General features: G+C 58.5%; 19 protein-coding genes. 13 read left to right on the top strand and 6 right to left on the bottom strand.

Annotated features, from left to right (window positions below; genetic code table 11):
• The first annotated feature begins 158 nt into the window (after positions 1–158).
• From K3169_RS03555 to K3169_RS03595, 9 genes are all read left to right on the top strand, one after another.
• Positions 159–776, top strand: a complete 618-nt coding sequence (locus K3169_RS03555) for an NUDIX domain-containing protein (RefSeq protein WP_255885436.1) — start codon at positions 159–161, stop codon at positions 774–776.
• On the top strand, positions 767–1,219 hold the full coding sequence (locus K3169_RS03560; RefSeq protein ID WP_099267751.1) for a DUF1249 domain-containing protein: 453 nt from the start codon (positions 767–769) through the stop codon (positions 1,217–1,219). Before K3169_RS03555 ends, K3169_RS03560 begins: the two co-directional genes overlap by 10 nt.
• 405 nt (positions 1,220–1,624) lie before the next feature.
• The gene (cpdA, locus tag K3169_RS03565; protein ID WP_263269993.1) at positions 1,625–2,437 is read left to right on the top strand and encodes a 3',5'-cyclic-AMP phosphodiesterase; all 813 of its coding nucleotides are present in this window, start codon (positions 1,625–1,627) and stop codon (positions 2,435–2,437) included.
• Positions 2,438–2,533: 96 nt separating this feature from the next.
• On the top strand, positions 2,534–3,151 hold the full coding sequence (locus tag K3169_RS03570) for a YqiA/YcfP family alpha/beta fold hydrolase (protein WP_263269994.1): 618 nt from the start codon (positions 2,534–2,536) through the stop codon (positions 3,149–3,151).
• A 138-nt stretch (positions 3,152–3,289) separates the two neighbouring features.
• Positions 3,290–5,194, top strand: a complete 1,905-nt coding sequence (parE, locus tag K3169_RS03575; protein ID WP_027902520.1) for a DNA topoisomerase IV subunit B — start codon at positions 3,290–3,292, stop codon at positions 5,192–5,194.
• A 269-nt stretch (positions 5,195–5,463) separates the two neighbouring features.
• Complete coding sequence (locus K3169_RS03580) at positions 5,464–6,444, top strand: esterase-like activity of phytase family protein (RefSeq protein ID WP_263272210.1); 981 nt, start codon at positions 5,464–5,466, stop codon at positions 6,442–6,444.
• Positions 6,445–6,482: 38 nt separating this feature from the next.
• Positions 6,483–6,962 (top strand): TIGR02281 family clan AA aspartic protease, encoded by a 480-nt coding sequence (locus K3169_RS03585; protein ID WP_264760247.1) that lies wholly within the window; start codon positions 6,483–6,485, stop codon positions 6,960–6,962.
• Positions 6,963–6,972: 10 nt separating this feature from the next.
• Positions 6,973–9,237 (top strand): DNA topoisomerase IV subunit A, encoded by a 2,265-nt coding sequence (gene parC / locus K3169_RS03590; protein ID WP_122707335.1) that lies wholly within the window; start codon positions 6,973–6,975, stop codon positions 9,235–9,237.
• A 180-nt stretch (positions 9,238–9,417) separates the two neighbouring features.
• Positions 9,418–10,113, top strand: coding sequence for a membrane integrity-associated transporter subunit PqiC (locus tag K3169_RS03595; protein ID WP_027902524.1), 696 nt, complete (start codon positions 9,418–9,420; stop codon positions 10,111–10,113).
• 181 nt (positions 10,114–10,294) lie between these two features.
• Here K3169_RS03595 and K3169_RS03600 read toward each other — a convergent pair whose 3' ends face one another.
• A complete protein-coding gene (locus K3169_RS03600; protein ID WP_263270000.1) occupies positions 10,295–11,842 on the bottom strand; it encodes an AhpA/YtjB family protein in 1,548 nt (515 codons plus the stop codon).
• A gap of 130 nt (positions 11,843–11,972) precedes the next feature.
• Between K3169_RS03600 and serB the strand changes: the two genes are divergently transcribed.
• Positions 11,973–13,187 (top strand): phosphoserine phosphatase SerB, encoded by a 1,215-nt coding sequence (gene serB, locus K3169_RS03605; protein WP_263270002.1) that lies wholly within the window; start codon positions 11,973–11,975, stop codon positions 13,185–13,187.
• Positions 13,188–13,403: 216 nt separating this feature from the next.
• Here the strand turns inward: serB and K3169_RS03610 are convergent, their stop codons facing one another.
• The 4 genes from K3169_RS03610 to K3169_RS03625 form a co-directional block, all read right to left on the bottom strand.
• The gene (locus K3169_RS03610; protein ID WP_255885432.1) at positions 13,404–15,188 is read right to left on the bottom strand and encodes a molecular chaperone; all 1,785 of its coding nucleotides are present in this window, start codon (positions 15,186–15,188) and stop codon (positions 13,404–13,406) included.
• Positions 15,189–15,447: 259 nt separating this feature from the next.
• Complete coding sequence (asd, locus tag K3169_RS03615) at positions 15,448–16,317, bottom strand: archaetidylserine decarboxylase (protein ID WP_161628563.1); 870 nt, start codon at positions 16,315–16,317, stop codon at positions 15,448–15,450.
• A 33-nt stretch (positions 16,318–16,350) separates the two neighbouring features.
• Complete coding sequence (gene rhdA, locus K3169_RS03620; protein WP_263270004.1) at positions 16,351–17,166, bottom strand: thiosulfate sulfurtransferase; 816 nt, start codon at positions 17,164–17,166, stop codon at positions 16,351–16,353.
• Between the two features lie 45 nt (positions 17,167–17,211).
• On the bottom strand, positions 17,212–18,747 hold the full coding sequence (locus K3169_RS03625) for an HDOD domain-containing protein (RefSeq protein WP_122395213.1): 1,536 nt from the start codon (positions 18,745–18,747) through the stop codon (positions 17,212–17,214).
• Between the two features lie 209 nt (positions 18,748–18,956).
• Here K3169_RS03625 and motA point away from each other — a divergent pair, with 209 nt between their 5' ends.
• Positions 18,957–19,808 (top strand): flagellar motor stator protein MotA, encoded by an 852-nt coding sequence (motA, locus tag K3169_RS03630; protein ID WP_027898819.1) that lies wholly within the window; start codon positions 18,957–18,959, stop codon positions 19,806–19,808.
• Positions 19,809–19,811: 3 nt separating this feature from the next.
• Complete coding sequence (gene motB, locus K3169_RS03635; RefSeq protein WP_099267763.1) at positions 19,812–20,834, top strand: flagellar motor protein MotB; 1,023 nt, start codon at positions 19,812–19,814, stop codon at positions 20,832–20,834.
• Positions 20,835–21,002: 168 nt separating this feature from the next.
• Here the strand turns inward: motB and rsgA are convergent, their stop codons facing one another.
• On the bottom strand, positions 21,003–22,034 hold the full coding sequence (gene rsgA, locus K3169_RS03640; RefSeq protein WP_263270008.1) for a small ribosomal subunit biogenesis GTPase RsgA: 1,032 nt from the start codon (positions 22,032–22,034) through the stop codon (positions 21,003–21,005).
• Between the two features lie 96 nt (positions 22,035–22,130).
• On the opposite strand from rsgA, the gene orn reads away from it, so the two are divergent.
• Positions 22,131–22,667 (top strand): oligoribonuclease, encoded by a 537-nt coding sequence (gene orn / locus K3169_RS03645; RefSeq protein WP_027898822.1) that lies wholly within the window; start codon positions 22,131–22,133, stop codon positions 22,665–22,667.
• Positions 22,668–22,828 lie beyond the last annotated feature (161 nt).

Genomic DNA, 22,828 nt, shown 5'->3' on the forward strand with positions numbered 1-22,828 from the left:
GCTTGGACTGCAAACGGTGGCATCGGTTCGCCGCTGGGCGGATTAGAGTTCGTTTCGCCATCACCCGTCTACCCTGCATGTTCAAGAGGGGGCTGCATCTGGTTGGCGATGCGCGTTAGGATGGCGTCACGTCACGATTTACCCGAAGCGAGAAGCCCATGACCGACCCGACCCGATCGACCCCGACAGCGTTTGAAATCACCAAACGGGAAAACTGCTTTCAGGGCTTTTATAGACTGGACAAAGTGATCCTGCGTCACGAGCTGTTTGCCGGTGGTCTGAGCAAGGAAATCAGTCGCGAGCTGTTTGTACGCCACGACGCGGTGTGTGTCCTGCCGTATGACGCCAAACGTGACGAAGTGGTCTTGATCGAGCAGTTTCGCGTTGGTGCGCTGAACAAGACTGCCAACCCTTGGCTGATTGAGCTGGTCGCCGGTTTGATCGACAAAGATGAGCAGCCTGAAGAGGTTGCCCACCGTGAGGCCGAAGAGGAAGCTGATATCGTCTTCAGCGCTTTGTGGCCTATCACTAAATACTTTCCGTCGCCGGGTGGCAGCGATGAGTTCGTTCATCTGTACTTAGGGCGTTGTGAAAGCGAGGGTGCAGGGGGATTGCACGGACTGGAGTCTGAGGGTGAAGATATCCGCGTCACCGTCTGGTCGTTCGATGACGCACTGCAAGCCGTACGTGACGGGCGAATTATCAATGCTTCGACGATTATTGCGCTGCAATGGCTGGCGTTGAATCGTGCTGAAGTCAGGGGGTTATGGTCGTGAATCCATTGCGCGAGCGCTATCGTGTTGACCTCGCCGGGCTGCAAGCCGCCTGCGAGGCCAACTATGCGCGCTTGATGCGATTGTTGCCGGACATGCGCAACGAACAACGCTCACGCCGGGTGGCAGTAACCCAGGGCGATCAAATGCTCGGCGTGCTGGCGGTTGAAGTACTTCTCGATTGTCCTTACACCACGACCCTGCAAGTCCGCCAGGAACACAGCCTGCCGTGGCTGCCGGTGCCCAGCCTGGAAGTCCAGGTCTACCACGACGCGCGCATGGCCGAAGTCATCGGCGCTGAACATGCGCGGCGCTTTCGGGGGATCTATCCGTATCCCAATGCGGAGATGCATCAGCCGGATGAAAAAGCCCAGTTGAATCTGTTTTTGGGAGAGTGGCTGAGCCATTGCCTGGCGTGCGGGCATGAGTTTGAAGCGGTGCGGTGATATTAATTTAACAGGTGCGCAACGGTCCTGTAGGAGCTCACGAGCACCGCGAGGCAGCGATGGCGCCCTGTCTGACATACCCGATCGCCGCCTCGCAGCGCTAGTGCGCTCTCATGAAACATCACTTCAATAATGGATTTAAACGCAGATCTGGTAGGAGCTAACTTGTTGGCGAAGCGGAATTTTTCACGATGCAGGTCTGACGTCTCGCCAACAAGTTGGCTCCTACCAGGCTCATCCGTTTGCTTCACGACAGCGCCATGTCAGAACCCAGGCGTCGATTCACGGAGATCCCCAATAGAGAGAATCTTCGCTGCAACCGATCGTAACTGAGACCTGCCACTCATTCCCGTATTTGCCGACCTGATCGCTTCCCACCATAATCGCCAGACTCTGCCCAAGGAGATGGCTTTGCCAAACGCCCCCGTTAACGATTCAGTCCTGCTGGTCCAGCTGTCCGACAGCCATTTGTTCGCCAATGCGGACGGTACGTTGCTGGGGATGTGTACCCGCGACAGTCTGCAGAAAGTCATCGAATTGGTGCTGGCCGAACAGCCGCAGGTCGATCTGGTGGTTGCCAGTGGCGATGTTTCCCAAGACGGCAGCGTTGAGTCTTATGAAGCGTTCCGTCGGCTGAGTGGGGAGATCGATGCGCCGAAACGCTGGTTCCCCGGCAATCATGATGAATCCCGGGAAATGCTCCAGGCCGCGCAGCAAAGCGACTTGCTCGACCCGGTCATCGATATTGGCAGTTGGCGAGTGACGTTGCTGGACTCCTCGGTGCCGGGTTCCGTACCCGGTTATTTGAGCGATCAACAGCTGCAGCTGCTGGTCCAGTCATTGAGTGAAGCGCCCGAGCGACATCATCTGGTGTGTCTGCATCACAATCCGGTGCCAATTGGCTGCGAGTGGATGAACCCTATCGGCCTGCGCAATCCCGATGCGCTGTTTGCGGTCCTGGAGCGTTTTCCACAGGTGCGAGCAGTGCTCTGGGGGCATGTTCATCAGGAATACGACCAGATGCGCGATACCGTCCGGCTGCTGGCTTCGCCTTCAACCTGCATTCAGTTCGCGCCCGGTAGCGTTGATTTCAAAGTTGATACCACCGCTCCAGGCTACCGCTGGCTGCGTCTTTACAACGATGGGACGCTGGAAACCGGCGTATCCCGGGTGGTTGGCCTGGATTTCGAAGTGGATTACGGCGGCAAGGGCTACTGATCTTTTTGGCGTGATACACACCTGTGCGAGTCTTTCAGCGTTAGTCCCTGTAAACTGCGCGGCTTTGCACCACTCAGTGATTCAGGAGCGGACGGCGTGACCAGCGAAAACCCCACACTGCTTTATATCCACGGCCTGAACAGTTCGGCGCTGTCGAAAAAAGCTACTCAATTGATCGCGCTGATGCGCTCGCTGGGGTTGAGTGAGCAGGTGCGTGTCCCTGAGTTGCATCACCATCCGCGTCACGCCATGGTTCAGCTCGAATCCGCTATCGAAGAACTGGGGCGGCCATTGCTGGTCGGCAGCTCGCTCGGCGGCTACTATGCGACGCACCTGGCGCAGCGTCACGGCCTCAAAGCCGTGCTGATCAACCCGGCAGTCAACCCGCACCAGCTGTTCGACGGATTTGTCGGTACGCAGCAAAACCTTTATACCGGCGAAACCTGGGAGCTGACCCACGACCACGTCAAGGCTCTGGCCGAACTGGAAGTACCAGCACCTCAGGACCCCACGCGTATTCAGGTCTGGCTGCAAACCGGGGATGAGACCCTTGATTATCGCCGCGCCGAATCGTTTTATCGTGCATGCGCCTTGCGTATTCAGGCCGGCGGCGACCACAGTTACCAAGGCTTTGCCGGGCAATTGCCCGCATTGTTGAGCTTTGCCGGATTCGCCCCTGAGTTGTTACAGGCGGTGGATGTTTCGACGCTTTGAATGTATAGCCGGATTAAATGTAGGAGCTGCCGAAGGCTGCGATTGGTTCGAAAGCCTGGCTTAGGCGGATCGCAGCCTTCGGCAGCTCCTACAGGTTTTCAACTCTGTAACCCCACGAACAACTGATGACGAGACCCCATGGCCAATCCCAGCGCTAGCTCTTATAACGCAGACGCCATCGAAGTCCTCTCGGGCCTCGACCCGGTTCGAAAGCGTCCGGGCATGTACACCGACACTTCGCGACCGAACCACCTTGCCCAGGAAGTCATCGACAACAGCGTCGACGAAGCGCTGGCCGGGCATGCCAAATCGGTGCAGGTCATCCTGCATGCCGATAACTCGCTGGAAGTGTCCGACGATGGTCGCGGCATGCCGGTGGATATTCACCCGGAGGAAGGCGTTTCGGGTGTCGAGCTGATCCTCACCAAGCTTCACGCGGGCGGCAAGTTCTCCAACAAGAACTACCAGTTCTCCGGCGGTCTTCACGGTGTGGGTATTTCCGTGGTCAACGCGTTGTCGACCCTGGTCAAGGTTCGGGTCAAGCGCGATGGCAACGAATACGAAATGTCCTTCACCGACGGCTACAAGGCGTCGGAGCTGGAAGTTGTCGGGACGGTCGGTAAACGCAACACCGGGACGAGCGTTTATTTCTCGCCGGACCCCAAGTATTTCGATACCCCGAAGTTTTCGGTCAGCCGTCTCAAGCATGTGCTCAAGGCCAAGGCCGTACTGTGTCCGGGGCTGCTGGTCAGCTTTGAGGACAAAGCCACAGGCGAGAAAGTCGAATGGCATTACGAAGACGGCCTGCGTTCCTACTTGCAGGACTCGGTCAGCGACTTCCTGCGCCTGCCGGACGAACCGTTCTGCGGTAGTTTTGCTGGTAATAAAGAAGCGGTCGACTGGGCGCTGCTCTGGTTGCCTGAAGGCGGCGACAGCGTTCAGGAAAGCTACGTCAACCTGATCCCGACGGCGCAAGGCGGCACTCACGTCAACGGCCTGCGTCAGGGCTTGCTCGATGCGATGCGCGAGTTCTGCGAATACCGCAATCTGCTGCCGCGTGGCGTGAAGCTCGCGCCGGAAGACGTCTGGGAACGCATCGCATTCGTGCTCTCGATGAAAATGCAGGAGCCGCAGTTTTCCGGCCAGACCAAAGAGCGCTTGTCTTCTCGTGAAGCGGCGGCGTTTGTGTCAGGTGTCGTCAAAGACGCTTTCAGCCTGTGGCTCAACGCCAACTCCGATCTGGGCATGCAACTGGCCGAATTGGCGATAAACAACGCCGGTCGCCGTCTCAAAGCCAGCAAGAAGGTCGAGCGCAAGCGCATTACTCAAGGTCCGGCGTTGCCTGGCAAGTTGGCTGATTGCGCCGGGCAAGACCCGATGCGCTCCGAGCTGTTCCTCGTGGAAGGTGATTCCGCTGGCGGTTCGGCCAAGCAAGCACGGGACAAGGAGTTTCAGGCGATCCTGCCGTTGCGCGGCAAGATCCTCAACACGTGGGAAGTCGATGGCGGCGAAGTGCTTGCCAGCCAGGAAGTCCACAACATTGCCGTCGCCATAGGTGTCGATCCTGGTGCCGCGGACATGAGCCAGCTGCGCTACGGCAAGATCTGCATCCTTGCCGACGCCGACTCCGATGGTTTGCACATTGCGACCTTGTTGTGCGCGTTGTTCGTCCAGCATTTCCGCCCGCTTGTGGATGCAGGGCACGTGTATGTCGCCATGCCGCCGCTGTACCGCATCGACTTGGGTAAAGAGATTTACTACGCACTGGACGAAGCCGAGCGCGACGGGATTCTGGACCGTCTGGTGGCCGAGAAGAAACGCGGCAAGCCGCAGGTCACTCGATTCAAAGGTCTGGGTGAAATGAACCCGCCACAGCTGCGTGAAACCACCATGGACCCGAACACTCGCCGTCTGGTGCAACTGACGCTGGATGATTTCGAGGTGGCTTCGGAAATGATGGACATGTTGCTGGCCAAAAAGCGCGCCGGCGATCGCAAAAACTGGCTGGAGTCCAAAGGCAACCTTGCCGAGGTTCTGACCTGATGCAAATCGCCCCGGTGTCCCTGACACCGCGCGATAGCGCCAAACCTGCAGAAGTGCGCTTGCCCGCGATGGGGGTGTGCCAGTCGACGCATGTTGTGACTGATCGACCGAATCGCGAGCAAGCGCGCTCCTACAGAATTGCGCGTTTGATACAAGACTGCGTAGGACGCACGACCGCTGTAGGAGCACGCTTGCCCGCGATCGCGGCGGATCAGTCGACGCATGTTGCGCCTGCTCGACCCATTCGCGGGCAAGCGCGCTCCTACAGCATGGCGTTGTGGGCCGGGCTGCTTGCAACTCTGCTGGCCGCTCCGGTATTCGCAGCCCCTTTGCCAGAGCTGACGCTCGTATCCGAGCATCCGGTAGACAGCATGGTCGGGGGTAACCTGTCAGGGCTGGCGATGTGCAACGGCCAGTTATTGGCGATTTCGGACCGCGATGACGACTTGCTCTACCGCATGGATATGACGAAAACCGTCTGGCAGGCCCAGTCGGAAAAGATTGATGTACCGCCTGCGCCGGAGAGCGATTTACCCGCCAACCTGCGTTCGCTGGCCAAATTGTCGTCCTTCGTCCGCGGCGGCAGTCTGGATTTCGAAGGCATCAGTTGCGACGCGGCGGGCAATAAATATGTTGTCAGCGAAGCGCATGCCGAGGTCCTCAAGGTACCTGTGGAAGGACAGCCGGCCTGGCTGAAATTGCCGAGTGAGCTGGTCGCACAGGCGCGTGCCAAGGGCATGTTGCAACACTTCAACGCCATTTTCGAAGGCTTGGCTGTCAGCCCCCAGGGTGATCGCTTGTGGCTGGCTGCCGAACGCGAGCAGCGCGGTTTACTGGTAGTCAGCCGCGAGTCGGATGCCTGGCGCTGCAAAGGCAGTTGCGTCTTGCGGACTGAACCCGGCAAAGAAGTGTTGCCGCCTCAAGTGGGTGGCAAATCGGTATCCCGTGATTTCGCGGATCTGTCACTGTTCAACGGCAAGCTGTTTACCTTGGAGCGTTCGGCTTATCGCATCTGTCGGCGCGATCTGGAAACCGGAAAGACCGAGCAGTGCTGGTCGTTCGCCAAAGAAGCCCTGATGCCGAATCGGCTTTATGATCAGGCGTTTGGCCTGACTGAAGCCCTGGCCGTCGACGAGACGGGTGTCTGGATTGGTGTCGATAACAATTTTGGCAAGCGCGCTGATGGCGAGGAACGCCCGATTGTGTGGCGTTTCGCGGCTCCGGCGGGTGGCTGGAGTGCTAAACCGTGAGTCAGCAGCCTCCCGGCAAGCGGGCGGGAAAGGTCCTGATGATCGTTGCCTGGGCGGCGGGGCTGTTTCTCGCGACACGCTTTTTTGGTGAGTGGGAAGACAAACAGGAAAATCCCAACGCCGTGGTCACCTCCCAGCACGGTGATGGTTACGTCGAAGTGCAATTGGTGGGCAATCGCCAGGGGCACTTTGTCAGCACCGGGAAGATCAACGATCATCTCGTGCAGTTTTTGCTGGATACCGGCGCCACTGATGTGGCGGTTCCGGGCGAGGTGGCCGACACCTTGCGGTTGCAGCGCGGTGCGCCGGTCTGGGTCAACACGGCCAATGGCCGCAGCGAAGGCTTTCGGACTTCCATCGAGCGCCTGCAGCTGGGCGACATTGTCCTGCACAACGTGCGCGCCCTGGTGGTGCCCGGTCTGGACGGAGAACAAGTGCTGCTGGGTATGAGCGCAATGAAACAACTCGAATTCACTCAGCGCGGCGGCACCATGCTGCTGCGTCAGACCACGAAATAATGAGGCCCGCATGAGCGACTCCCTTGACCTCAGCCTGGATGGTGTAGAACGCCGGTCACTGGCTGACTTCACCGAACAGGCCTACCTCAACTACTCCATGTACGTGATCATGGACCGTGCCTTGCCGCATATCGGCGACGGCCTCAAGCCCGTGCAGCGGCGCATCATCTACGCCATGAGCGAGCTGGGCCTGGACGCTGATTCCAAGCACAAGAAGTCGGCGCGTACAGTCGGCGACGTGCTCGGCAAGTTTCACCCCCACGGCGACTCGGCCTGTTATGAAGCCATGGTGCTCATGGCCCAGCCGTTCAGCTACCGCTACACGCTGGTAGACGGCCAGGGCAACTGGGGTGCGCCGGATGATCCGAAATCCTTCGCGGCCATGCGTTACACCGAAGCGCGCTTGTCGCGTTACTCCGAAGTACTGCTCAGCGAACTGGGTCAGGGCACTGCGGACTGGGTGCCGAACTTCGACGGTACTCTCGACGAGCCGGCGGTTTTGCCGGCACGTTTGCCGAACATTCTCCTTAACGGCACCACCGGTATTGCCGTTGGCATGGCCACTGACGTGCCGCCGCATAACCTGCGTGAGGTCGCTACGGCCTGTGTTCGTCTGCTTGATGAGCCGAAAGCCACCGTTGAACAGCTGGTTGAACACATTCAGGGCCCGGATTACCCGACTGAAGCAGAGATCATCACGCCGCGTGCCGACCTGCTGAAAATGTACGAAACCGGCAAGGGCTCGGTGCGCATGCGCGCCGTGTACCACGTGGAAGATGGCGACATCATCGTTACGGCGCTGCCGCATCAGGTTTCCGGCGCCAAGGTGCTGGAGCAGATTGCCGGGCTGATGCAGGCCAAACCTTCCAAAGCACCGCAGGTCGCGGACCTGCGTGACGAGTCGGACCACGAAAACCCTTGCCGCATCGTGATCATTCCGGTGAACAGCCGGGTCGATCACGAAGCGCTGATGCAGCACCTGTTTGCCAGCACCGATCTGGAGTCCAGCTACAGGGTCAACATCAACATCATTGGTCTGGATGGCAAACCGCAACTTAAAAACCTGCGTGCATTGCTGGTGGAGTGGCTGGAGTTCCGTGTCCGCACGGTGCGTCGCCGCCTGCAATTCCGCCTGGACAAGGTGGAGCGTCGCCTGCACCTGTTGGACGGTTTGTTGATCGCTTACCTCAATCTGGATGAAGTGATCCATATCATCCGTACTGAGGAGCATCCGAAGGCGAAGCTGATCGAACGCTTCGAGCTGAGCGAAATCCAGGCAGACTACATTCTGGACACCCGCCTGCGACAGCTGGCGCGTCTCGAAGAAATGAAGCTACGCAATGAACAGGATGAGCTGAACAAAGAGCGAACCAAATTATTGGCGCTGCTGGGCAGCGAAGCCAAGCTGAAGAAGCTGGTCCGCACCGAGCTGCTTAAAGATGCCGAAACTTATGGCGACGACCGCCGCTCGCCTATAGTGGAGCGTGCCGAAGCCAAGGCCATGACCGAGCATGACCTGCTGCCGAATGAGAAAGTGACCGTCGTACTGTCGGAAAAAGGCTGGGTACGCTCTGCCAAAGGCCACGATATCGACGCGACCGGGCTTTCCTACAAGGCGGGTGACGGGTTCCAGACCGCTGCAATGGGCCGCTCCAACCAATACGCGGTATTTATCGACTCTACCGGGCGCAGCTATTCGCTGGCGGCGCACACCTTGCCATCGGCGCGGGGACAGGGCGAGCCGTTGACCGGCAAGCTTCAGCCACCGCCGGGCGCGACATTTGAATGTGTGTTGCTGCCTGAAGATGACGCGCTTTATGTCATCGCATCGGACGCTGGCTACGGCTTTGTGGTCAAAGGCGAGGATCTGCAGGCCAAAAACAAGGCAGGCAAGGCGCTGTTGAGCCTGCCGAAAGGGGCCAAGGTGATGCAGCCGCGTCCAGTGGCTGATCGCGAGCAAAACTGGCTCGCCGCTGTGACCACTGAAGGACGTCTGCTGATCTTCAAGATCAGTGACCTTCCGCAATTGAGCAAAGGCAAGGGCAACAAGATCATCGGGATTCCGGGTGATCGAGTGGCCAGTCGTGAAGAATATGTGACTGATGTCGCCGTCATACCGCAAGGTTCGACACTGGTCTTGCAGGCAGGCAAACGTAACCTGTCACTCAAGCCTGATGATCTGGAGCATTACAAGGGGGAGCGTGGACGTCGGGGTAATAAACTGCCGCGAGGCTTCCAGAGGGTCGATGCGCTTTTGGTGGAAAACGCCTCTTAATCCTCGTTTAGAGCTATCGGTCTTCGTTTTGCCATGAAGATCGACGCATAATCGCTGGAGTCATGACGCATATTCACGGATGATATGACGTCTCGAGGCGCAAGCGTGGCTGAGTGCCTGCACGACTTTTGTTGAGTTATACACTGTGGCTTGCTTGACGGCGGCCACCTGGATGGGACGATGAATCTTCTACGCCTTCCCTTTGTTTTGTTGATGACCGGTGTTTTGGGTCTGGCTGGTTGCAGTGTTAACCAACCGACCTCGCTTTATCAGCTCGACAGCGGCACACCGGGGCAACCTACGCACAATAAGGGCCTGGCAGTTTTACTGGGGCCAGTCTCAGTGGCGGATTACCTGCAGCGCGAAACGCTGTTGCAGCGTCAGCCTGACGGTAGCCTGACCGCTTCGACCGACGGTCGTTGGGCAGGTAGCCTGTCTTCGGATATCGACCAACTGCTGCTGCGCCAACTGGCGTGGAAGCTGGACAGCCAGCGCGTGGTGCTGGCTCCCGCTGCGGCAAACTTCACGCCTGATGTGCAAGTGGTATTGTCCATCAGCCGTCTGGACTCGGGCGCGAAGCAGCCTGCGATTCTCGATGCCCAATGGCGTCTGGTGGACCGCAAGGGCAATGTTCGTGACAGCCGGATTGTGCACCTTGAAGAGCTGCATGCCGGGACATCTGCCGATCAGGTGCGTGCCCAAGGCCTGCTGCTTCAGCGTCTGGCGGATCAGGTGAGTTCTGCGGTCAAGCCGATTTCCTGGCAGCCTCTGGAAGAACCGAAGAAAGCCCCGGTAGCTCGCGCCAAAGAGCCTGATAAACCAAAGATTCCAATGGCTTCACCGATACGTACTGATCTTGAAGTGTTCCGCTTCTAGGATTGGCGCAAACAAAAAGCCCGCAGCGATGCGGGCTTTTTTGTGGGTGGTGATCAGGGTTGTGCTCCTGTAGGAGCCAACTTGTTGGCGAGGCGGAGGGTCATCCAATGATGCTTTTCCTGAATGGCCCCTCGCGAACAAGTTCGCTCCTACCGTTATGGCAGAGCTAGCAAGGTTCAGATCACACCTTGCGTGCCGTCTCATGCATACGCGCCAACTGGCGCTCTAGCATCGATGGGTAAGGCTCCATCAGACGCTCTACGCAGCAAGCGCCTTCAGGACTCGCAATCGGGCGGATACGGGCGCGCTGACGGATCAGTGCGTCGTCATTGATCTTGCGCTCTACCAGCAACAGGTTGCGACTGTGCTGCGACAGGGCCAAGGCATCCTGTGCGGTTTCAGTCAGCAGCAAGTCTATCTGGCTCAGACCTGCCAGACCTTCGCCCAGCGTCAGACCCAGCTGCAATTGCAGGGTGATGCCGCTGTCTGCGACCTCGATCTGCAATGCATGGCTCAGCGCACGCAACAGCTCGCCGCAGCAAATAGCGTTGGTGAGGTAGTCGTCACCGCTTTCCTGGCTGTGGAACAGCATCAGTGTGCTGCCATCGTTCAGGGTATGCAGCTCGCCTTCGTAAAGCGACGAAGCCTGATCCAGACAATCGCGATAGCGTTGCAGCAGCTCCGTCAGGCGAGCCCGGGGCAAACGACGTAGTTGATCCTGCGAACCGAGCTGTACGGCCAGCACGGCGCTAGGTTGCGGCGTACTCGGAGCCACAGCTCTACTGACCTGAGGCGCGGCATCGGAACTGTCGCGCAGGTCGGCAAACGGGTCGTCCTCGTCTTCTTCATCTTCTTCGGCAACCAGACGGCGCTGTACGGGCGGCGCGGGCAGGCGTGGCTTGGGCGCCTCGTCAAAACCTGGCTCGCGGGCAGAGCGGCTTTTGGCTGCGGGCTCTACGGCTTCATCTTCAGCATAGTGGTCATCCGACTCGTCCTCGGCGTATTCCTGCTCTGGTTCGGGCTCCGGTTCCGGCATCGGCGGTGCAAAGGACGTGCGCAACTGGCGGGCCAGATCACCGATTTCGTCCTGACGCTCGATGGCCGGGGTGTACGGATCGATATCACGCAGCCAGATTCGCAATTGCAGCAGCGGAGTAGAAATGTGCCGGCCCAGACGCAGGCTCAGCGCCAGGGCGAGCGCCAGCAGGATACCTGCCAGGATGCCCATGCTTTGCAGGCTGATGGTCATCGGCTGCTGGAATTGGGACATGTCCAGGCTGATGCGCAGATGCCCGGCCATTGTGTCCTGGAAGGTAATCTTGATTTCGTAAAGCCCTTCGGCCTCACCCAGCAGACCGTTTTTCGGACGCTGACCGGCTTCCGCAAGAATACGATTATCGACGCTGTAGATCGCGGCATGCGCCACGAGCGGGTTCTTCACCAGATTACCCAACAGCACGTTAAGGCTGAGGATGTCGTTGGACACCAGCAGCTCCGTGGCGGAGGTCGCAGTTTGCGTGGTGAGTGCCTGCCCCAGCGCATCGGCCTGCTCATGCATGGCCTGCTTGAACTGCAAGCCCATCACACCGGCGTAGATCATCAGCGCCAGGGAGACGAGAATCACGTTATGGCTAGCGATGCGCAATGCAATCGGTACACGGCGATGACGCAGTGCACGGAAGATCAGCAGGAAGAAATTATCGGTTTTAACAGGCTTAGGCCGGTTCACAGAGCACGGCTCTTTCGAAGAAGTTGCCGCGCAGTATAACGACCGACCCAGTGGCGGCAAAGCGCTGCCTTCGCCCGATGGTCACTGAAAGTGGTTAGAATGCGGTTTTTTTCCACTGCTGGGGTGTCCCTTGCGCGAAATCGTCCTGATTAACATCACCGGTGAAGACCGTCCCGGTCTCACTGCGACCATCACCGGCGTGCTTGCCAACGGTGGCGTGAGCATCCTTGATATTGGCCAGGCGGTGATTCACGACGTCATGTCGTTCGGCATTCTTGTCGAAATCCCTGGTACTGAGCAGGGGGCTTCGGTCCTCGCGGACATTCAGGCTGCGGCGCATAAGCTGGATCAACAGGTGCGCATTACACCTGTGTCCGAGGCGGACTATCAGAAGTGGGTAGATGACCAAGGCAGCCCGCGACACATCGTGACGCTGCTGACCCGTAAGATCACTGCCGGGCAATTGCAACGTGTCAGCGCCATCACCGCGCAACACGGCCTGAACATTGACAAGATTGATCGTTTGTCCAAACGCATGCCGCTGGACGCTTCTACTGATCAAGGCAAAGGTTGCGTCGAATTTTCCGTGCGTGGCGAGCCCGCTGACACCAAGGCCTTGCAGGCTGAATTCCTGCAAGCTGCTCAAGAGTTGAACGTGGACATTGCTTTCCAGCAGGACTCGCTGTACCGCCGCAATCGTCGTCTGGCGGTATTCGACATGGACTCGACCCTGATCGAAGCCGAAGTGATCGATGAGTTGGCCAAAGCTCACGGGGTGGGCGACCGGGTTTCGGAAATCACCGAGCGCGCCATGCGTGGCGAACTGGATTTCAGTGCCAGCTTCAAAGAGCGTCTGGCTTTGCTTAAAGGTCTGGACGTCAGCGTGCTGGATGAGATTGGTGCTTCGCTGCGCTTGACGGAAGGGACCGAGGTTCTTTTTGCCGAGCTCAAGCGTCTGGGCTACAAAACGGCGATTCTGTCCGGCGGCTTCACTTACTTTGCCAAGCAATTGCAGGCCAGACTTGGTATCGACTATGTCTTCGCCAACGAGCTGGAAGTCGTGGATGGCAAGTGCACAGGCGTGGCCATCGAGCCTATCGTCAATGCACAGCGCAAGGCTGATTTGTTGCGGGAGCTGGCGGCGAAGGAAGGTTTGAGTCTTGAACAGACCATCGCGGTGGGCGACGGCGCCAACGACTTGCCAATGCTCGCCATCGCAGGTCTGGGCGTCGCGTTTCGCGCCAAACCGCTGGTCAAGCAGTCAGCCAAGCAGGCGATTTCGACCCTGGGTCTGGATGGCGTGCTTTATCTGTTGGGGGTAAGGGAGCGAGAAGGGCGCGGCTAAAAGGCGGTAACAGCCTCGGTGCAGGCTGTGTGAAAACCCTCCACCAAAAATGAAATCGCCGAATCGCACCGGAACCTGTGGGAGCGAGGCTTGCCCGCGATAAGGGCGCCGCGGTTTATCAGATAGACCGCGGTGCTTGTATCGCGGGCAAGCCTCACTCCCACAGAACCGACGTAGTCCCATAGGGCCGGCTTTCGCCGGGAGGACGTCGGAGTTCTACAGTGACGACCACAACGAATCGAATTCCTGCTCCGCTTTTGGCGTGTCGCCGCCCGTTTGGCCGGGCAGTTCGAAGGTCTCGTACTCGAACTGGTTGTAGCTGCCGCTGCTGGTGCGTTGGTGTCCCAACAGGCCGCTGTGTTCTTCTCCGGCAATATTGATCATCACGTTATTGCCTTCTTTAAAGGGCAAGCGCGGTGCCAGTATCGTCGCCGGCTGTTCAATCGCGCGAATTTCCGGCAGCAGCAAAGAGCGCATGTAAGGGCTGTTCAGTTCAGGCCGGACGACCTGCAAGCCGCAAGGCTGGGCAAATGGCGCGATCAACTCGATACCCATTTGTGTGCCGCCGCTGCGCACCTGGCGCACCCAACGCACGACAGCAACACTCCAGCCCTGACCGGCATCATCCTGAATCCCGACCAACTCTCCGGCCTGCAACTGCTGAGGCACCTCTTTTGGCCACGCAAGGCAGTAGCCGCCAGGGCTGTGGTTAACGATGTTCAGGTCAAAGGTCGGGAACGTCTGCTGGGCGTTGGACGCCGCGTCTACTCCGTCGGCGTCAGGCTGTTCATACTGGATTTCTTCGTAAGGCAGCATCAGCGCCGAGGTGTTACCGCGCTGGGTGTCAAAAGCGCTGGCCCAAGGGTCGTCAGCTTTGTCGTCCACGACCTGCAGGCTGAACTCGGCGGCTTTGGTAGCCGGGACTTGCAGCATGTCACTGAAAGAGCGTTTGCCGCCCAGATAGAAATGCAGTGCGCTCATGCCTATGCACAGGCTCAGAGTGCCCTGGCCGGGCGTGCGTTGAAAGGTCCGTTCTGCGACATCGCCCCATGCAGTAGCCAGATGTTCCAGCAGGTCAGGGGGAAAGCCTTGAGGAACCAACAGCGGTGACTGTGCCCGCTGATCTACAGGGGTTTCCAGATAGCGGGTGATCATCGCCGCTAAAGTCTGAGTGTTAAGACCCAGCAGGGTAGGGTGCTGGTCTTCGGGAAACAGTGATTTGTAGAGCGGCGGTTTGTCCTGTCTGGCTGAAAGCGCATACAGGCTGGTTTCGTCTGTGGGTGACTGCAGCCGCACAAACGGGCTCCAGGCATCCAGCACATCAGCAAGCCGACCGATGTTGAGCTGACGCATCTGGTTGCAGCGCGAGCAGCCCATCAGCAGCGCAATGGTGTAAGTCTGTTCCACCGTCAGCGAGCGGGAGTGGATCGCCTGTTCATCGGCCACCGGTAGATTCTGCAATTGATGTTCGCAGGCAATCTGATAGATCTTGTGCAGCTCGAGCCACAGGCCTTCCTGCACAGGACAGTACAGTTGATTGGCACGAATCAGCGGTCCGTTCAGACACTGAATCGCACGTTGCAGTGCAGTGGTCAGTAGCGGGATGCGGTCTCTGCTGAGTCTTGAGCTGACTCGCTCGATAATCAGTTTGTAGCCGACCGCCAGATGGTTTTGAAGCGCCTGGCAAAGATTGGCGACTTTGCGCGGACGTTCGTCAAGCACCACAGCCTGATTGAGAAAGTGGCGTTCCAGATGTTTGCAGACGAAATGCACTTCGGGACGCAGCAGTTCAAGCAGTTGCAGGCGATTTTCACTGGGCGTCAGCAGTTGATTGAGTTCAGTCAGGCCTTGGTAGAGCTGACGAGCCGTTTCACCCAGGTTTGCTTTAGGCAGCGTTGAGATCCAACGCTTGAGATCTTTGGGCGTCGCTTCACAGAATGTCAGGCTCGACTGCGTTGGCGCGGGAACACGCAACAACACAGGAAGGCTCAAATTACTCATGTGAAAGGCTAACTCCAACTGCCCGCTCGGGACCAAGCGGCTGCTTTGAATCGATGCAGCGATAACAGTTCCCGACGGGTGCCGAAATCTACATCAATAAAATGCAGGTTTCCGACAGGGCCGGTGTTGGGACTCTAGCAGCATCGGCCAATAGTCGCAGCAACCGCAGACGAATCTATCAGCTCAAGCTCAAGCGAAAACAGCCATGGTACAACCACCTGATGATAAATAGTGGCACATAGTGCCACTATTTACTGTTTCAAACCTGTGCGGGCAATGCCAGGGCCTGACCCATGCGCACGGGTGAAGTCGCAGTCAATTGCTCGGCCCATTTCACTTGCTCAGGGCCGAACAGGACGATGGCGGTGGAGCCCAGCTTGAAGCGGCCCATTTCTGCGCCTTTCTCCAGGTGGATCGGCGCACGTGCTGCTTCGTCGTAGCGGAAAGTCCTCAGTTCGCGTTTTGGCGGTGTCACCAAGCCGGCCCAGACCGTCTCGACGGAAGCAACGATCATCGCGCCAACCAGCACCAAGGCCATCGGTCCGCGCTCGGTGTCGAAGATGCAGACGACGCGCTCGTTACGGGCGAACAGCTCAGGCACGTTTTCGGCTGTGGTCTGGTTAACCGAGAAGATTCGGCCAGGCACATACACCATTTCACGCAAGGTACCGGCCAATGGCATGTGCACGCGATGGTAGTCCTTGGGCGACAGGTAAACAGTTGCGAATTCGCCACCCATGAATGGCGCCGACAACGCCGGGTCACCGCCCAGCAATTCCAGCACGCTGAAGCTGTGGCCCTTGGCCTGGAAGATACGGCCCTGTTCGATGCGGCCCAGTTGGCTGATCGCGCCATCTGCCGGGCTGAGGATTGCACCGGGCGTTTCATCGAGCGGACGTGCGCCGGGTTTCAGAGCACGGGTGAAGAAGGCGTTGAAGTGCTCATAGGCGCTCAAGTCCTCGACTTGCGCTTCGGACATGTTGACCTGATAGCGGCGGGCGAACCATGCGGTGAAGGCATTCTTGAACCAGCGCACGCGGCACTCGGCAACACAGCCAGCCAGGCGTGACAGCAGGTGATGCGGCAGCAGGTACTGGCTGAGGATAAACAGACGCTCTTTCATCAAAATTCCTGAATGTAATGCTTGAAAATGGACAGGGTTTCAGCGTTCGACTGGCGTATCGGGGTGGTTGCCCCATTCGCCCCAAGAGCCGGCATAGCCTTTGACCCGAGGGTAACCCAGCGCCTTGGCCACCAGGTACGTGAAACCCGACCGGTGGTGTGTCTGGCAGTGGGTAATGATTTCTTTGTCCGCAGTGATGCCCAGGCTGTCGAGGATCTCGGCGATGTCTTCACGGATGCGCAGGTCACGCGCCTTATCCATGCCCGCGGTCCACTCGAAGTTGATCGCGCCGGGAATGTGTCCACCTTTGGCCGCGACGACTTTTTCGCCGGAGTATTCAAGCGGGCCACGTGCGTCCCAGATTGCCAGATCGGCAGCGCCCAGGCGACTTTGCAAATATTCGCGTGTGGCGGTGGGCTCGTCATGCAACTGCAAATCAACCGGCCCGCCTGCCGAAGGTGGAACCGCTGTGGATAAGGGCAAGCCATCGGCCTGCCAGGCCAGCAGGCCGCCGTCGACATAGTGATATTGGCTGTGGCCGATTACATCCAGTAACCAAATAAAGCGTCCGGCCCAGCCGCCGCCTTCGTCGTCGTAGACCACGTACACCGCATCGGCGTTGTGACCGAGTTCGCCGAACAGCGCTTGCAGGTCTGAGTAGGCAGGTAACAAACCCGGCGCTGGAGGCTGACCGAGTTGGGTGCGTTTCGGGTCAACGAAGCGCGCGCCGGGTATGTGTCCGGCGTCGTACCGGGCGCTGCTGGTCAGATCCACCAGGATCAGTTCCGGAGCATCCAGGCGATCCTTCAGGTCGCTTGGCTCGATAACCAGTGGCAAGCCAGAGAAGACGGACATGTGCAGCCTCCAATTCAAAAAAAGAGGCGAATTGTAGCCCAGCTGTCAGGCTTTGCGACTACTAAAGCTCGTCAGCGCCCGCTCGATGCATTGGCAGGTTTTACCGAATGCCTGCACCGAGGTTTCCGAGAACTGCCCGCCGCCCTGATCTGCCACCACCAGCATCAACACCTTGTTGTTGCTGCTCAGAGACCGGATCAGCCAGTGTTTGCCCGGGAATAAAGCCCTTAGGTTGCCCGGTAGCAGCGCCGAGAATTGATCGATGTTGGCGGGTGTCATGCGCAGTTGGGTGGGCTGTGCCAGCAAACGCTGCAGAACGGTGCTTTCCTTTATAGAGAGCGCCAGCGACGTTGCTTCAGGCCTCAACCCGGCGATCTGATGGACGCGCAGCTGGGTGCCGGTCTTGTCTGCCATCAGCAACATCACGCGCTCCATGCCGCAGGACACCAGAGCGTCCCGCGCCGTGGTAGTCAGGTGCATGGCGTTACTGAAGGGGCTCGGGTTGGCCAGCAATTCTGCGCACAGCTTGCGCCAGCTCTGCAAGGCGTCGGGCGACGGCGGCGGCGCTGCTTGCAGCTTGCTATGAATCCGGCGGGTTGCCCACGGCCAGATCAGCGCTTCGGCAGGGTGCCAAAGAATTGGGTCATTGTGGTTGCGAGCACTGCTGACTGCGTTCTGGTGGGCCTGCTGCTGCACGCTGTCCATGGATTGCTGCAAGTACAGGCTGCTCAGTAATTCCCAGCGCAGGCAGTGCGGGCTGTCCCATGCCTGTTGAGCGGCCAGCGCCAGGCCGTTGCCCAGCAATACGGTATTGGCGGGTTGATTGAACCAGCGACGCAGGTTTGGATCGGCGTCCATCAACTGTTGCTGTTGCAATGGATCGTCATTAGCCCGAGCCACATGCAGCGCCTTGACCAATTGGCGTCGCTCGCTGATCAGTAGCTTGTAGCCTTGAGTCACCCATAAAGGCAGGCGCCACAAGGTCGCCAGTTCCATACAGAGCTCTAACAGACTGACGCCAAACAGCGCTTTCTCCACTGAGCGGGAAGATTCACCTTTGTGGATAACCCGCAGTTCCCATTCTTCCAGCAATTTCGGGTGCGCCAGCGCCATTGGCCACAGTGGTGCCAGAAACAACAGGCTGCCCAGATGGATATCCTGCCATAGCCGCGCAAGGCGAGCCGCGAACAGTCCGTTGGCCTGCTGCGTAGCGTGCTGGCTGATCAGTAGCAACTGGCGGAACGTGGCCGGAATCTTCTCGTTTTCCAGCGCGGGCAGGCGATTGAGCAGCACTTCGGTGCGCCCCAGGCCTAGACGAGTGATCGCCACTTCGAGGCTTTCGGCAGGTTCGGTCAGACCGGTGCTTTGATGGTTGGCTTCGCGCATCACGCTCAGGACCAGTGCCGGGCTGTCCTGCATCATGTCGGCGATGTCGCGCAGGGAGCGGCGGCTATCATTCAGTGCGCTACGGACCTTATTGTGGCTGGGCAGAGGGACCGGCAATGCAATGCTGTCCAATTGCTTGAGCCACGCATCGAGCGTGTTCGGGACGGGAAGCTGTGGCGACGTTTCTGGAGGCATGCATCATGGCCCGTGCGACTGAAAATGTAGGCAGTGGACACTGCGAAATCAATGGGTAAGACCCTAATTTACGGGCCCCCGTTCACCGGTCAACTGGCTTTTCGATTTTTCTGGCTACAGTCTGGCCCACATATGCCGATAAGTAGAACAAGAGTTTCATGAACTTCCGCGCATGTCCCTGAACCCGACTCAGTAAGTACTTTCTACCTATGGCTAAAATTATCGGCATCATCGTCGTCTTCGCGAGTGTTCTCGCAGGCTACGTACTTTCTCACGGTAAGATTGGCGCGCTGATCCAGCCTTTCGAGGTGTTGATCATCGGTGGTGCCTGTCTGGGCGCATTTCTGCAAGCCAACCCAGGCTACATGACCATGCACGTCATGAAGAAGTCACTGAAGATGTTCGGTACGCGTTTCACGCACGCCTTCTATCTTGAAGTGCTGGGTCTGGTGTACGAGATCCTCAACAAGAGCCGTCGTGAAGGCATGATGGCGATTGAAGGGGACATCGAAGACGCGTCGGCGAGCCCGATTTTCGCCAAGTATCCCGGCGTGCTGAAAGATGAGCGCATGACCGCTTACATCTGTGATTACCTGCGCATCATGTCATCCGGCAACATGGCTCCTCACGAGCTGGAAGGCCTGTTTGACATGGAGTTGCAGAGCATCAAGGAAGAGCTGGGTCATCCATCCCACGCCGTGACCGGTATCGCCGACGGCCTGCCCGGTTTCGGTATTGTGGCGGCAGTACTCGGCATCGTGATCACCATGGCTTCCCTGGGTGACGGCGACAAGGCTGCCATTGGTAACCACGTGGGCGCTGCGCTGGTGGGTACCTTCCTGGGTATCATTGCCGCCTACGGTTTCTTCGGTCCTCTGGCGAGCTGCCTTGCCCACGATGCCAAAGAAGAGCTCAACGTCTATGAGGCGATCAAGGCGTCGCTGGTGGCATCGGCCTCCGGCATGCCTCCTTCGCTGGCTGTCGAGTTTGGCCGCAAGGTTCTCTATCCGGCGCACCGGCCCAGCTTCAGTGAGCTGGAACAAGCGGTTCGCGGTCGCTGAGTCATGGAAAATAATCAGCCGATAATCATCAAGCGCGTCAAGCGCTATGAAGCCGGTCACCACGGTGGTGCATGGAAAATCGCCTTCGCGGACTTTGCAACCGCCATGATGGCGTTCTTTCTGGTGCTGTGGCTGCTGTCTGCGGCAACCCCGGAGCAGTTAGTCGCTATCGCCGGTTATTTTAAAGATCCGGTCGGGTTCTCGGACAGTGGTTCGCCCTATGTGATTGACCTGGGCGGCTCGCCGGAAATGTCTCCTGATCAGACCTTGAACCCGGAAATCAAGAACACGCCGACACCGGACACTGTGCCCATCGAAGCCGAGACCGCGGAGGCCAAGGCGGAAGAGGTCGAGCAAGAGCGTCTGGAACTGCTGCTCCAGGAGCTGCAGAACAAGATCGAAGAGAATCCTGAACTGCAGAAATTCAAGGACCAGATCCATTTCGAGATTACTCAGGATGGTCTGCGGATCCAGATTACAGACGCTGATAACCGGCCGATGTTCGACCTGGGCAGTGCGCGCCTCAAGCCCTATTTCGAAGACATTCTGCTGGCCATGGCCGATACCATCAAAGCGGTGCCCAACAAAATCAGCATCAGCGGGCACACAGATGGCAAGCCTTATGTGGGTAACGGCGAGTTCGGTAACTGGGAGCTGTCGGCTAATCGGGCCAACTCGGCACGTCGCGCTCTGGTTGCCGGCACCTACCCGGAAAACCAGGTGGCGCGGGTAGTCGGCTATGCATCGTCGATGCTGTATGACGGCGAGCATCCGCAAAGCCCGGTCAACCGGCGTATCGATATCATGGTCCTCACCAAGAAAGCCATGCAGCGTATTGAAGGCAGTCAGGTTTACAGGGGCGGCCAGGGCAAAGCCACGGGCACTGAGCCTGCACCGGCTGCGCCTGTCAATCCTAGAATCCAGCCGCCGGATGATCCACAGGCCTACGCCCAGCCGCACGAGATTCGGCAAAAGCTGAACTTGTTTGAAGACGGCACGTTGAAGCTGGATGAGACGAAGAACTAGCGTTCTAGCCGCAAGCTACAAGCCTAAAGCTGCAAGTAAAAAGCCCGGACTCGTGAGAGTCCGGGCTTTTTTGTCGGCCGCAAATCTGTAGGAGCTGCCGAAGGCTGCGAAGGCATTCTTCCAGACAGTACGCGTTTCGCAGCCTGCGGCAGCTCCTACAAGGCGCAGCTAGTAGCTGCTTTCCGGCAAGCTGGCGATGATCGAGCGATAGCTGTTCATGCGCTGTTGTTGCACGCGGCCTACTTCCAGAGCAATCAACAATGCACAGCCCGGTTCACGGTCGTGTTTGCAATCGCGGAATCGGCAGGTGCCGATCAGGTCGTTGAACTCGATGAAGCCCGCTTCGACATCCGCACGGCTTACATGACCCAGACCGAATTCACGAATACCCGGGGAGTCGATCAAGTCACCGCCACGGGGGAAGTGGAACAGGCGGGCGGTGGTCGTGGTGTGCGTGCCTTGCCCGGACAGTTCGGACAGCGGCCCGACGCGGGTTTCGACTTCAGGCAGCAGACTGTTGACCAGGGATGACTTGCCGACGCCAGACTGACCGACGAACACGCTGATATGCCCGTCAAGCTGAGCTTGCAGTTGTTGCATGCCGTCGCCGTGGTGCGCAGAGACTTCCAGTACCGGATAACCCAGCGTCCGGTAAACCTCCAGCAATGCGTTGAGCGCCGGGGCGTTCTGCTCGTTGATCAGGTCGAACTTGTTCAACAGCAGCAGCGGACGAATGCCTGCGTGCTCGGCGGCCACCAGATAACGGTCGATCAGATTGGCATGGGGCTCAGGCATCGGCGCAAACACAATGACAATCAGATCGACGTTGGCGGCAACCGGCTTGAGTTGCCCACGACTGTCGGGACGGCACAGCTCAGTGGTGCGCGGCAGTTGCGCGACGATAACGCCGATACCCTGATTGCCAGCGCGCCAGACGACGCGATCGCCGGTCACCAGTGCAGGCAGGTTGGCGCGCAAGTGGCAGCGGAAAACCTGACCCGCCTGATCGCCTTCCTTTGCTTCCACTTCGACTTGTACGCCGAAGTGAGCGATCACCAACCCGGTCTGCTCGGGGCCAAGATCGCCGCCCTCAAGTGTTTCCAGGGTTTGTGATTCGCGTTTGGCGGCACGGGCAGCGCGCTCGCCTTGGATTTTTTCGATGCGCCAGTTTTGACGACGATTGAGTTGGCGTTTGGCCATGGGTGTTCCGAGTGATAAAGCAGCTGATAAGTAAACGCGGGGGAGTCTAGCACGGCGGGGTGAGCTAAACTGCGTGCCTACGCTGAGGAGCCCAATATGCAGAACAAGCAGAACCTGATCTGGATCGATCTGGAAATGACCGGCCTGGACCCGGACACCGACGTCATTATCGAAATGGCGACGATCATCACTGACAGCGAACTCAACACCCTGGCTGAAGGCCCGGTCATCGCTGTGCACCAGAGTGATGAAACCCTGGCCAGAATGGACGAGTGGAACACCCGTCAGCACGGCGGTTCGGGCCTGACCCAGCGGGTTCGCGAGAGTGTCATCAGCATGGCTGAAGCGGAAGCCCAGACGCTGGAGTTCATCAAGCAATGGGTGCCGGAACGCAGTTCACCGATCTGTGGCAACAGTATTTGCCAGGATCGTCGCTTCCTTTATCGGCACATGCCGACCCTGGAGCACTACTTTCACTACCGCAATCTGGATGTTTCTACGCTTAAAGAGCTGGCTGCCCGTTGGTCGCCTGACTTGAAGTTCCAGAAGGGCAGCACCCACCTGGCGCTGGACGACATCCGCGAGTCAATCGCCGAGCTGCGGTTCTATCGCGAGCATTTCATTAAAGGCTGATGCTTACATCATTCCTGTAGGAGCTGCCGAAGGCTGCGATTGCGGCGTGTCAGATGCGACGGTTTCGCAGCCTTCGGCAGCTCCTACAGAAATTGGTTGTGATCGGTAGTTTCGCTCTTTGCCCTCTTTTGGTGCTTGCCCTACACTGCGCGGCTTCGTCG

The organism is Pseudomonas phytophila, assembly GCF_025643095.1.
GTDB classification, from domain to species: Bacteria; Pseudomonadota; Gammaproteobacteria; order Pseudomonadales; family Pseudomonadaceae; genus Aquipseudomonas; species Aquipseudomonas quasicaspiana.

Coding starts and splice junctions, on each gene's coding strand:
- K3169_RS03555 (WP_255885436.1), top strand. CDS start 159: ATGACCGACCCGACCCGATCGACCCCGACAGCGTTTGAAATCACCAAA.
- K3169_RS03560 (WP_099267751.1), top strand. CDS start 767: ATGGTCGTGAATCCATTGCGCGAGCGCTATCGTGTTGACCTCGCCGGG.
- cpdA (WP_263269993.1), top strand. CDS start 1,625: ATGGCTTTGCCAAACGCCCCCGTTAACGATTCAGTCCTGCTGGTCCAG.
- parE (WP_027902520.1), top strand. CDS start 3,290: ATGGCCAATCCCAGCGCTAGCTCTTATAACGCAGACGCCATCGAAGTC.
- K3169_RS03580 (WP_263272210.1), top strand. CDS start 5,464: ATGGCGTTGTGGGCCGGGCTGCTTGCAACTCTGCTGGCCGCTCCGGTA.
- K3169_RS03585 (WP_264760247.1), top strand. CDS start 6,483: ATGATCGTTGCCTGGGCGGCGGGGCTGTTTCTCGCGACACGCTTTTTT.
- parC (WP_122707335.1), top strand. CDS start 6,973: ATGAGCGACTCCCTTGACCTCAGCCTGGATGGTGTAGAACGCCGGTCA.
- K3169_RS03595 (WP_027902524.1), top strand. CDS start 9,418: ATGAATCTTCTACGCCTTCCCTTTGTTTTGTTGATGACCGGTGTTTTG.
- K3169_RS03610 (WP_255885432.1), bottom strand. CDS start 15,188: ATGAGTAATTTGAGCCTTCCTGTGTTGTTGCGTGTTCCCGCGCCAACG.
- rhdA (WP_263270004.1), bottom strand. CDS start 17,166: ATGTCCGTCTTCTCTGGCTTGCCACTGGTTATCGAGCCAAGCGACCTG.
- K3169_RS03625 (WP_122395213.1), bottom strand. CDS start 18,747: ATGCCTCCAGAAACGTCGCCACAGCTTCCCGTCCCGAACACGCTCGAT.
- motA (WP_027898819.1), top strand. CDS start 18,957: ATGGCTAAAATTATCGGCATCATCGTCGTCTTCGCGAGTGTTCTCGCA.
- motB (WP_099267763.1), top strand. CDS start 19,812: ATGGAAAATAATCAGCCGATAATCATCAAGCGCGTCAAGCGCTATGAA.
- rsgA (WP_263270008.1), bottom strand. CDS start 22,034: ATGGCCAAACGCCAACTCAATCGTCGTCAAAACTGGCGCATCGAAAAA.
- orn (WP_027898822.1), top strand. CDS start 22,131: ATGCAGAACAAGCAGAACCTGATCTGGATCGATCTGGAAATGACCGGC.